Source organism: Deltaproteobacteria bacterium, assembly GCA_029210625.1.
Lineage (GTDB): Bacteria > Myxococcota > Myxococcia > SLRQ01 > SLRQ01 > JARGFU01.
The window spans coordinates 1-13,017 of record JARGFU010000040.1; the positions used below are offsets into that span (position 1 = coordinate 1).

The following is a 13,017-nucleotide window of genomic DNA, read 5'->3' on the forward strand; positions in this document are numbered from 1 at the left end:
CAACGTGATCAACGCCGCCGGCACGATCATCGTCGACCGGGAGGCCCCGGTCGGCTCGATGATCATCGACGGCGGGGCCGCTTACGCGACCGGCGCGTCGGTGGTGCTCACCTTCACCGCGCCGGCCGACACGGCCGACGTGCTCGTCTCCAACAGCCCCATCGCCGACTGCGGCACGGCCACCGGCTACGTCGCCTTCGCGCCCTCCCGGTCGTGGACGCTCACCACCGGCGACGCCACCAAGACCGTCCACGCCTGCCTGCGCGACGCCGCGGGGAACACCTCCCCGGTCCAGGACGAGATCATCCTCGACACCACCGATCCCACCGGCGGCAGCGTGGCCATCGACGGGGGCGCCGCCTACGCCACGAACACCCCGGTGACCCTGACGATCACCGCCGACGCCGACGTGACCCACATGGCCGTGGGCAACGGCGCCCTCGACTGCGCCACCGCCACCTACGAGCCCTTCGCCAGCGTGCGCTCCTGGGTCCTGACCGCCGGCGACGCCACCAAGACCGTCACGGTCTGCTTCCGGGACGCCGCCCGCCGGACGGGCAGCGCGTCGGACACGATCGTCCTGGACACCACCGTCCCCGCCGGCTCGATCACCCTCGACGCCGGCGCGGCGGTCACCGACACCCTCACGGTGGCGGTCGACCTCGGCTACGCCAGCGACACCGCCGGCTACGCCCTGGCCAACGGCGCCCTCGACTGCGGCGTCGCCACCTACACCGCCGCCACCGGCACGAGCCTCTCCACCACCTGGAGCCTCCCCTCGGGTGACGGCGTGAAGACCGTGGTGGCCTGCTTCCGGGACAGCGCGGGCAACACCGCCTCCTACGCCACGACCATCACCCTCGACCAGACCGCCCCCGCCGGCTCCCTGACCATCGACGCGGGCGCCACCTACGCGACGGCCCTCGGCGTGCAGCTCGGCGTCAGCGCGCCCAGCGACACCGCCTCCATGACCTTCTCGAACACGGCGATCGCCGACTGCGACGCCGCCACCGGCTGGCAGGCCTTCGCCCCGAGCCGGGCCTGGACCCTCGCCGCCGGCGACGGCACCAAGACCGTCCACGGCTGCCTGCGCGACGCGGCCGGCAACACCTTCGCCGTCCAGGACGAGATCGTCCTCGACACCACGAACCCCACCGGCGGCAGCGTCAGCATCGACGGCGGCGCCACCTACACCACCTCCACCCCGGTGACCCTCTCCATCGTGGGCGACGCCGACGTGACCTTCATGGCCGTGGGCAACGGCGCCCTCGACTGCGCCACCGCCACCTACGAGCCCTTCGCCAGCGTGCGCTCCTGGGTCCTGACCGCCGGCGACGCCACCAAGACCGTCACGGTCTGCTTCCGGGACGCCGCCCGCCGGACGGGCAGCGCGTCGGACACGATCGTCCTGGACACCACCGTCCCCGCCGGCTCGATCACCCTCGACGCCGGCGCGGCGGTCACCGACACCCTCACGGTGGCGGTCGACCTCGGCTACGCCAGCGACACCGCCGGCTACGCCCTGGCCAACGGCGCCCTCGACTGCGGCGTCGCCACCTACACCGCCACCACCGGCACCAGCACCTCGACCACCTGGAGCCTGCCGGCCGGCGACGGCGTGAAGACCGTGGTCGTCTGCTTCGAGGACCAGGCCGGCAACGCCGCCTCCTACGCGACCACCATCACCCTCGACCAGACCGCGCCCGCCGGCGCCCTCTCCATCGACGACGGCGCGGCCTACACCGACGGCGTGGCCGTGCAGCTCGGCGTGACCGCCCCGGGCGACACGGCCCGGATGACCTTCTCGAACACGGCGATCGCCGACTGCGACGCCGCCACCGGCTGGCAGGCCTTCGCCCCGAGCCGGGCCTGGACCCTCACCACCGGCGACGGCACCAAGATCGTCTACGGCTGCCTCGAGGACGCCGCCGGGAACACCGCCGCGATCCTCGACCAGATCGTGCTCGACACCGCGGCGCCCGCCGGCACCGTCACCCTCCAGGGGGACCACGCCGGCTACACCCTCGCCGGCAGCGGCGCCGGCTACTCCTTCTCCACCGCGATCCAGGCCCTGCTCTCGGCGCCCACCGACACCCTGGAGGTCGCCCTGGGCGACGGTCCCACGCTCGACTGCAACACCGCCACCTATCAGGCCTACGCCGGGGTGATCCCCCGGACCCTGCCCGCCGGTGACGGCTCGAAGGACATCAGCGTCTGCTTCAAGGACGCCGCCGGGAACACGGCGAGCACCAGCGCCGCCATCAAGCTCGACACCGTGCCGCCGACGGCCGGCCTCAGCCTCGCGAGCGGCGCGTCCTACACCACCTCCCCCACCGTCTCGGTCGCGCTCACCTTCCTCGACGACACCAGCGGCTACGCCCTGGCCGAGTCGTCCCTCGACTGCGCCGGCGCCACCTACACCCCGGTGAGCGTCGGGCTCACCTCCGCCTCGACGAGCTTCACCTTCTCCGCGGGGGACGGCACCAAGACCGTCGTCGCCTGCGTCCGCGAGGCCGCCGGGCGGGTCGCCTCCACCTCGAGCACCATCGTCCTCGACACCGTCCTGCCCACCGGCACGGTCACCATCGACGACGGCGCGACCTACGCCACGAGCACCACGGCCTCCCTGCGCTTCGTCGTCCCGGCCGACACCCTGCGGATGTCGATCGCCAACGCCGCGACCCTCGACTGCGCGACGGCCACCTACGTGGGCTTCTCCTCCCCCTTCACCTGGTCCCTCTCCGCGGGCGACGGCCTGAAGACCGTCACGGTCTGCTTCGAGGACGCCGCCGGGAACCGGGACAGCGCCAGCGACACGATCACCCTGGACACCGCGAACCCCACCGGCTCGATGACCATCAACGCGGGCGCGACCCACACCCAGACCACCTCCGTGGTCCTCGACTTCACCGCCGCCGCCGACGTGACCGGCCTGGCGGTGCGGGAGGCCGCCACCCTCGACTGCGCCACCGCGGCCTACCAGCCCTACACCCCCTCGATGGCCTTCACCCTCTCGGCCTCCGCCGGGAGCAAGAACCTGGTGGCCTGCTTCCAGGACGCCGCCGGCCGCACCGGCACCACCTCGGCGAGCATCATCCTCGACGCCTCGAGCCCCTCGGGCACCATCACCCTGGCCGGCGGCGCCGCCTACACCACCGGCACCACGGTGGCCGTGGCCCTGACCTTCCCCAACGACACCACGGGCTACGCCCTGGGCGACGGCGTCATCGACTGTGACGCCGCCACCTACACCCCGGTCACGGTCGGCAACACCTCGGCCAGCACGACCCACTCCCTGCCGGGCGGCGACGGCACCAAGACGGTCTCGGCCTGCTTCACCGACGCGGCCACCAACACCGCCTGGAGCGCCGACACCATCATCCTCGACACGGCGCCGCCCTCCGGGACGGTCGCCATCGATCTCGGCGCCACCTACAACACCACCGGGACCTCGAGCCTCACCTTCTCGGCCCCCTCCGACACCACCGAGATGGCCGTGGTGAACGGCGCGACCATCAACTGCGGCACGGCGACCTACCAGGGCTTCGCCTCCCCCCTGGCCTGGCCCCTGCCCGGCGGTGACGGCACCAAGACCGTCAGCGTCTGCTTCAAGGACGCCGCCGGCCTCACCGCCAGCGCCCAGGACGCCATCGTGCTCGACACGACGGATCCCGCCGGCTCCCTGGCGATCCAGGGCGACACCAGCGGCTACACCCTGGTGGCCCCGGCCGCCGGCTACACCTTCTCGCCCAGCGTGAGCCTGGCGCTCTCCGCCCCGCCGGACACCACGAGCCTGGCCATCGCCAACGGCGCGACCATCAACTGCGGCGCCGCCGCCTACCAGCCCTTCGCCAGCCTCGTCGCCCACACCCTCCCGGGCGCCGACGGCAGCAAGAGCGTCAGCGTCTGCTTCAAGGACGCGGCCGGCCGCACCAGCAGCACCACCGACTCCATCACCCTCGACACCGCTCCTCCGACCGGCTCGGTGAGCCTCGACGCGGGCGGCACCTACACCGCCGACCTCTCGGTCGCGGTGGGCCTCTCCTTCCTCGCCGACACCAACGGCTACGCCCTGGCCGAGAACTCGATCGACTGCGCCAGCGCCACCTACACCGCGGTCACCGTGGGGAACACCTCCGCCTCGACCTCCTTCACGATCTCGGGCGGTGACGGGATGAAGACCGTCGTCGCCTGCATCCGCGAGGCCGGCGGCCGGGCCGCCATGGCCCAGGACACCATCCTCCTCGACGCCAGCGCGCCGGCGGGAAGCCTCAGCATCGACAACGGCGCGATCTACGACATCGACGGCAGCGTCACCCTCACCTTCATCGCCCCGGCGGACACCGCCGACCTGGCGGTGGTCGACGGCACCGCCATCAACTGCGGCACCGCGACCTACCAGGCCTTCGTCTCCTCCCTGCCCTGGACCCTGCCGGGCGGCGACGGCACGAAGACCGTGAGCGTCTGCTACCGCGACGGGGCCGGCAACGCCGCCTCGACCTCGGACTCGATCATCCTCGACACCTCCAGCCCGACCACGGGGACGGTGAGCATCGCCGCGGGCGCCACCTACACCACCGGCGCGGTGGTCAGCCTCGACCTCACCGCTCCGGCGGACGTCGCCGAGGTCGCCATCGCCAACGGCAGCCTCGACTGCGGCACGGCCAGCTACGGCGCCTTCACCACGCCGCGCACCTGGGTGCTCTCCGCCGGCGACGGCGGCAAGACCGTCACCGCCTGCTTCCGGGACGCCGCCGGCCGCACCGGCTCTGCCTCGGACACCATCACCCTCGACACCCTGGCCCCGAGCGGCATCGTCACCCTGGCCGGCGGCAACACCTACGCCACCGGGACCCCGCTGGCCGTCTCGCTCTCCTTCCCCAACGACACCGCGGGCTACGCCCTGGCCGAGGGCTCCCTCGACTGCGCCGCCGCCACCTACACCAGCGTCACCCTCGGTGACACCGCCGCCAGCACCACCTTCCCGCCCTCCATCGGCGACGGGGTGAAGACGGTCGTCGCCTGCTTCCTGGACGCCGCGGGCAACCGCAGCTCGGCCGTGGACACGGTCACCCTCGACACCTCGCCGCCGGCGGGCGCCGTCGCCATCGACGCGGGCGCCACCTTCGCCACCTCCACCGGCGTCACCCTGAACCTGGCGGCCCCCTCCGACACCACCCTGATGGCGGTGCGGGAGACCGCCACCATCGACTGCAGCGACGGCACCCTGGTCTGGGAGGCCTTCGCCACCACCAAGGGCCTGACCCTGGGCGGCCAGGGTACCCGCACGGTCAGCGTCTGCTTCGAGGACGCCGCGGGCCTCCGGGCGAGCGCGATGGACAGCATCGTCGTCGACTCGGTGGCGCCGACCGGCTCGGTGCTCATCAACAACGGGGCCTCCCACACCCAGGCGACCTCGGTCACCCTCGACATCACCGCGGCGGCGGACGTGATCGCCCTCGCCGTGGCCGACGGCGGCTCGATCCTCTGCAGCAGCGCGACCTACGAGCCCTTCTCGGCGGCCCGGGCCTGGACCCTGCCCGCGGGCGAGGGCAGCAAGACCGTCAGCGTCTGCCTCAAGGACGCCGCCGGGAACACCGCCTCGGTGAGCGACGCCATCACCCTCGACTCCACCGCGCCGACCACGGCGAGCCTCACGATCGACGCCGGCGCCGCCTACACCACCGCCTCGAACGCGCAGGTCACCCTCACCTTCTCCACCCCCGAGACCGTCACCGTCGCCTACGGCAACGAGTCGATCGACTGCGCCGGCGCCACCTACGGCGCCTTCGCCAGCCCGGTGAACAACCACCCCCTCCAGGACCAGGACGGCGTGCGCACGGTGGTGGCCTGCTTCAAGGACGCCGCGGGCTGGATCGTCTCCAAGAGTGACAGCATCATCCTCGACCGCACGCCTCCGGCGGGCACGGTCGCCATCAACGGGGGCACCACCTACGCCACCTCGACCGGCGTGACCCTGAACCTCAGCGCGCCGGGCGACGCCAATCAGATGGCGGTGCGCGAGACGACCAGCATCGACTGCGCCGACGGCACCCTGGTCTGGGAGGCCTTCGCCACCACCAAGGGCATCACCCTCGGCGGCCAGGGTACTCGCACCGTCAGCGTCTGCTTCAAGGACGCCGCCGGCCTGACCGCCAGCACCTCCGACGCCATCATCGTCGACTCGGTGGCCCCGACCGGCTCGGTGGCGATCGACAACGGCGCCTCGCACACCCAGACCGCCGCGGTGGTCCTCGACATCACCGCCGACGGGGACGTCACGGCCATCGCGGTGGCCGACGGCGGCTCGCTCGTCTGCACCAGCGCGACCTACGAGCCCTTCTCCGCGGCGCGGGCCTGGACCCTGCCCGTCGGTGAGGGCAGCAAGACCGTCAGCGTCTGCCTGAAGGACGCCGCTGGCAACTCGGTTCGGGTCACCGACTCGATCACCGTCGACACGGTCCCGCCCTCGACGGCCACCCTCCAGATCGACGGCGGCGCGGCCTACACGACGCTGACCACGGCCCAGGTGACCCTCACCCTCACCACCCCCGAGACCGTGACCGTGGCCATCGGCAACGAGTCCATCGACTGCGCCAGCGCCACCTACGGCGCCTTCGCCGGCACGGTGAACAACTGGCCCCTCCAGGATCAGGACGGCGTGCGGACCGTGGTCGCCTGCTTCAAGGACGCCGCCGGCTGGATCGTCTCCAAGAGCGACGACATCATCCTCGACCGCGCCGCGCCGACCGTGGGCCTGACCATCGATGGTGGCGCCCTCTACACGACCGACGACCTGGTCGACCTGGCCATCACCGCCTCGGGCGACGTGTCCCAGATGTCGGTGAAGCTGGGCCTCCCGATCATCGACTGCGGCACGGCCTCCTACGTGCCCTTCACCCCCTCGGTGGCCTCCTTCGACCTGGACCCGACGGACTCGAATCCGGACGGCTGGAAGTACGTCTCGGTCTGCGTCGAGGACGGCTCGGGCCAGCAGACGAAGGCCTACCGCAGCATCTACCTGGATCGTACCAACCCCACCGGCACCCTCGTGCTGGCCAACGGGGCCTCCCACACCAACGAGCGCAACGTGAGCGCGCAGATCCCCGCTTACTCCACGGATGTCACCCAGATGGCGGTGGCCGAGGGGTCCATCGACTGCGCCAGCGCGAGCTACTCGAGCTTCAACAACAACTTCCAGTTCATCCTCTCCGACAGCGACACCCTGCACACGGTGCTCGTCTGCCTGAAGGATCGCTCGGGAAGAACGGCCCAGATCTCGGACACGATCACCCTCGATCGGAGCGCCCCCGGCGGCGCCCTCTCCATCAACGCCGGCGCCACCTGGAGCACCGTCCTCTCGGTCACCGCGACCATCACCAGCGCCGACGCCGCCTTCTACGCCTATGCGGCCGAGACCATCGACTGCACCGCCGCGACCTACCAGGCCTTCTCGAGCCCCGAGACCCCGACCCTCGACCTGGTCGACAGCGACGGCACCCGCAGCGTGGTGGCCTGCCTGAAGGACACGGCCGGGAACATCGCCACGGTCAGCGACACCATCAACCTCGACACGACGCCGCCGGTGATCATCAGCTTCACGCGGGACGAGCTCTACTCCCAGGATGACAGCAACGACTTCACCCTGACGGCCTCGGACAACCTGTCCCTGAGCCAGATGCGCTACGCCCAGTACTCCAGCGGCGCCGGCGGCGTCTGGGAGGCCTTCGCCACCGACAAGACCTGGGACGTCAACGGCGCCTCCGCCAACACCTCGGGCATCTACTACACCTACGCCTGGGTCCGGGATGCCGCCGGGAACGTGAGCACCTCCCGCTACGCCTACACCTACACGGACTACCACGACCCCTCGATCACCAGCTTCACCGTGACCGACAGCGCCGGGACGACCCTGAGCGGCGGCACCGCCGACGACACGCTGGTCGTCATCAAGACCACCGTGCTCGAGCAGTACTTCGGGTGCAACTCCTACTGTCAGATGCGCATCGGCGAGAACCCGACCCTCGCCGGGGTCGCCTGGCAGTCCTACGACTCCAACGCGAACTACATCCTCTCGGCGGCGAACGGCCCCAAGACCATCTACGTCCAGGTGCAGGACCGCAGCGGCCGGGTGAGCACCATCGAATCCCAGACCCTGGACCTCGACACCCAGGCCCCGACCGTCGTGTCGCTCGAGGCAACGAACCCGGTCGACATCTACACCAACAGCACCTCGGTCACGGTGGACATCACGGCCGACGACAACCTCTCGGTCGGCACCGATCTGGTCGCGGCCGTCGGCATCTACGGAACCGGGTTCACCTGCTCGAACGGCACCTACAGCTACCCCTTCCCGGGGAGCTGCACGGCCCCCCCCTGCACCCTCAGTCACACGACGACCATCCCGCCGACCCTCGGTGGAAAGTACGTCCTCGCCTGCGTCGAAGACGCCGCCGGGAACAGGTCCGCCTCGTATCGCTACGCGTACGTCTACTACGACAACGTCGTTCCCTCTCAGGTCACGGGCCTCTACCTCTCTCCGGGTAGCCGACAGATGACCGTCTCCTGGGCCACCGCGACCGACGCCAACTCCGGGGTGGACCACTACCAGGTCCAGTACTCGACCAGCTCGGCCTTCGCCGGCGCGACCACCATCAACGTCGAGACCCCCACCGCCCTCATCGAGGGCCTCGACAACCTGGTCCCCTACTACGTGCACGTCCGGGCCGTGGACAAGGCGGGCAACTACGGCGCCTGGTCGGGCGACGAGTCGACCGTCCTGGGCATCGGTGTGAGCGCCGTCGGCCCCGAAGAGTACGATCGGGCCGGCGAGCGACCGACCCTCCTCTATGACGAGGGGATCCTCTGGGTCTTCGCCAAGACGCGCTACTACCCCACCACGAACGCGGACGATCGGCAGGCCTTCCGCATCGGCCGCTGTGAGGCCGCCACGCTCGACTGCAAGAAGCCGGCGAACTGGACCTGGTTCACCGAGTACCCCGGCTACCGCTACATCTCCTCCGAGCGGCCCTCGGTGGTGGCCACCCAGGACGCGATCCTCGTGGCCAGCACGCAGGAGGACATCACCTCCGGCAACGTCGGTCAGTACATCATGTACTGCCGGAAGACCTCGGACTGCGCCTCCACGAGCGGCTGGGGCACCATGCAGCTCGCCGCCCCGGACGCCCTGAACCGGGATGGCTCCCTGAGCCTGGCGATGACGACCACCCACGTCGTCGCCGCCGCGCTCGTGGACGACGCCACGGACGTGCTGCGGATCTGGAGCTGCGAGCTCGGCTCCACTGACTGCACGACCGCCACGGACTGGTCCGCCACCCCCATCGACATCACCAACCCGATCGCCGGCCCGGTGAGCCTGGCCCCCGCCATGGTCGCGGACGAGCGCTACGTCTGGATCATCCATCCCCAGGCGACGCTCACGGGCTGTCCGCTCTCGTGCCTCGCGAACGCCACGCTACGGGTGACCCGCTGTGACACCCGCACCGCCTCCGCGACGAGCGCCTGCGCGACGAGGACGACCAACAACATCGCGACCGCGAGCGCCTACTTCATGGACATGGATGCGACCATCGCCGATGGCACCATCTACGTGACCTACCGGACGCTGGAGGCGAGGAAGGCCGGCGTGAACGATCAGGAGATGCGCCGCTGCGCCCTCTCCTCGACCGGGGGATGCAGCGCCGGCGCGGACTGGTCCTCGGCGGGCATCTGGGCCAGCAACGTGAGGTACCCGGGGGGCGAGACCGGCACCCTCGACCTCGAGGGGGCCCCCGGGCAGCTCCACCTCACCCTCTGGGACCCCGACACCCAGTCCATCGAGTACCAGGTCTGCGAGAACCCGAGCAGCACGAACTGCACGATCCCGGGGAACTGGAGCGCCTTCCCCGTCCAGAACTACCAGACGACCTACTCGGCCCCGAGCCTGGAGGTCTACGGCACCAACATCGGCCTCACCTGGCTGAACCCCGATGACCACTTCACCGTGGCGCTCCCCCGGGTCCCCTCGCCCCACGAGGACGCGTCCGTCGGCGGAGGGCTCGCGGAGCTCCGCGCCGGCTGGACCCCGAACCTGGAGGTCGCGGGGAACACGGTCGTCTACGCTCCGGGCGCCACCACGAACTGGCAGAGCCAGATCAACATCACCGATCCCTACCAGAGCATGACCTCCGTTCCCCTGACCGCCGGGTCGAGTTACACCGCGGCGCTGCGCTCCTACTCCGCCCTCGGTGAGCCGTCGTCCGACTCGCGTCCCTTCCTCTTCAGGCCGCTGGCGGATCAGGGACCCGACCAGACGCTCCCCGACTCCGCCGCCTACGTCACCCGCTGGAGCAGCTACGGCGGTGGCCGGATCGTCCAGGCCTACACGGAGAACTACAACGTCGTCGTCGAGTGGTGTGCACCCTCCACCAGCAACTGCGCCATCTCGACCAACTGGACGAGGACCGTCGCCATCGGAACGGTCACCAACGTCACGCGCTTTGACGTGGAGACGGACGGCACCTACATCTTCGTCGTCGGATCCGACTTCGGTGACGGCTGGGTCAGCCGCTGCTCCTGGAGCTCCGCGTGCAACGCGGACAGCGACTGGACCACCGAGTACCACTTCAGCACGAACCTCACCTACCCCCGGATCTCGATGGGCGCCGGGAAGCTCTGGGTCTTCTACATGAACCTCGCCGCCGTGGGCGGGCAGACCGCCTATGACCTATCGCTCGCCTTCTGCGACTACGCCACCTGCAACTCGACCTGGTACAACGTGCCCGTCACCACCGGCATCAGCGGCTTGGTCTACGGGTTCGACGTCGACGCGAGCGACCCCCGGATCGGCCTGGTCTACGAGGACAGCAACGACAACATCTATTACGACTACTGCCTCGCGGGTGCGGGGACCTGCGCCTTCTACGGGGCCACTCTCATCGCAACGGCACCCGCCATGGTCAGGCACTCGCTCAGGCTCGAGGTCGACGACGACGCCAACCACCTCAATCGATCGGCGGTGACCGCGGCCTGGGGCGGAGAGCTCCACCTCCTGACCTGCCCCTTCGAGCCCTTCCAGTGCAACGACGGAACCAGCCGCTGGAATCACCTGACCCTGGGCCGGGCGGCCACGAAGGAACAGGAGAACAACTCGGAGGTCACCTTCGGGCCCGGCGAGTCCTACTTCGTCTTCAACACGGTGCGGGATCAGATCGTCCTCAACCGCTGCGACGACGACTGCTTCCTCATGAGCAACTGGAGCTCGCAGGCCGTCTACGACGCGGCCGGGCTGCAGGAGCCCTTCGAGAACTACTCGAACTCGGCCGTCGACCCGGCCACCGGCAGGTTCTACATCGGCAACACCACCCCCTCGGGGACCACGGACTTCGTCCTCCGCCTCCTGGGCGACGGTCTCTACGAGCCGCAGTAGGCGCCCCCCGGCAGCCATGGGCGGCGGTCTGGTCTAGACTGCCGCCCATGAAGCTGCGCGTCTTCCTGGTCGCCATCTTCGGGCTGACCGCCCTCACCCTCACCCTGGTCGTGCGGGCGGCGACGATGCCGCTGCCCCCGCCGCCCGCCGCGGTGGCGGTGCCAGAGGCCCTCGCCTCCCTCGACGAGGCGGACCTGCAGGCGGCGGCCGAGCGCCTGGCCGGCGCCCTGCGCTTCCCGACGACCTCCCAGGGGGGCTTCCTCCGGCCCGCCACCCCGGCGCCGGAGGACGACGCCGACGCGGGCGAGGGGGAGCCGCGAGAGCGTCCGGCGAACGCCTTCGAGGGGCTGCTGCGCTACCTGGCGGAGAGCTTCCCCCAGGTCCACGCGAAGCTCGCCCCGGAGCGCGTCGGCGAGCTCGGCCTCCTCTTCTCCTGGCGGCCCGAGCTCCCGGCCGAGGCCCTCCTCCTGGTCTGCCACCTCGACGTGGTGCCGGCGGGCAACCCCGAGGCCTGGAAGCAGCCGCCCTTCTCCGGGGCGATCGTGGAGGGCGAGATCTGGGGGCGGGGTGCCCTCGACGACAAGGGCTCCTGCCTGGCGGTCCTGGAGGCGACCGAGCGGCTCCTCGGCGCCGGCTTCGAGCCGAAGCGCCCGGTCCTCCTCGCCATGGGCATGGACGAGGAGATCGGCGGCCGGGGCGCGCAGGAGATCGCCGCTCACCTGGCGGCGAAGGGCGTGCGGGCCCACCTGGTGCTGGACGAGGGGCTCGCCGTCACCGAGGGCGTGGTCAAGGGCCTCGAGCGCCCGGCGGCCCTCATCGGCCTGGCCGAGAAGCGCTACTTCACCGTGGAGCTGAAGGCCCGGGCGAAGGGCGGTCACAGCTCGATGCCGCCGGCCCGCACCGCCATCGGCCGGCTGGGCGAGGCCCTCGCCCGCCTCGAGCAGCACCAGCTGCCCGCCTCCCTCGACGGGCCGGCCGGCTCCCTCCTCGACGGCATCGCGCCGGAGCTGCCCTTCGGCCAGCGCCTGGGCATCGCCAACCGCTGGCTCCTGGCGCCGGTGCTGGCGGGCAAGCTCGCGGCCCAGCCGGCCACCAACGCCCTGATCCGCACCACCACCGCGCCGACCCTCTTCTCGGCCGGGGTGAAGGAGAACGTGCTGGCCACCGAGGCCAACGCCACGGTGAACTTCCGGATCCGCCCGGGCGAGACCGGCCTCGACGTGATGGAGCACGTGCGACAGGTGGTGCAGGGCCTCGAGATCGAGGTCAGCGCCCCGGGGGAGCCGCCGGTGGAGGAGTCGCCGGTCTCACCGGCCGAAGGGGCGGCCTACGAGCAGCTGCGCTCGGCCATCGCCGCGGCCTTCCCCGACGCCCTGATCGCCCCCAGCCTGGTCCTCGGCGCCACCGACGCCCGCCACTACACGGGTCTCTCGAGGAGCGTGTACCGCTTCGGCCCCTGGCGGTTGGACCCCGAGGCCCTGGAGACCATCCACGGCCACGACGAGCGGGTCCCGCTCGCCCACTACGGAGAGGCCATCCGCTTCTACGGCACCCTCGTCCAAGCCGCCGCCGGAGGGTGATAGGCTGGG

At 71.0% G+C, this 13,017-nt stretch carries 2 protein-coding genes; both read left to right on the top strand.

Going from position 1 to position 13,017, the window contains the following annotated elements; all coding sequences use genetic code 11:
• Positions 1-58: 58 nt before the first annotated feature.
• Complete coding sequence (locus P1V51_23375) at positions 59-11,428, top strand: fibronectin type III domain-containing protein (protein ID MDF1565996.1); 11,370 nt, start codon at positions 59-61, stop codon at positions 11,426-11,428.
• 47 nt (positions 11,429-11,475) lie between these two features.
• Positions 11,476-13,008, top strand: coding sequence for a M20/M25/M40 family metallo-hydrolase (locus P1V51_23380; GenBank protein MDF1565997.1), 1,533 nt, complete (start codon positions 11,476-11,478; stop codon positions 13,006-13,008).
• The last annotated feature ends 9 nt before the right edge of the window (positions 13,009-13,017 follow it).

Coding starts and splice junctions, on each gene's coding strand:
- P1V51_23375 (MDF1565996.1), top strand. CDS start 59: ATGATCATCGACGGCGGGGCCGCTTACGCGACCGGCGCGTCGGTGGTG.
- P1V51_23380 (MDF1565997.1), top strand. CDS start 11,476: ATGAAGCTGCGCGTCTTCCTGGTCGCCATCTTCGGGCTGACCGCCCTC.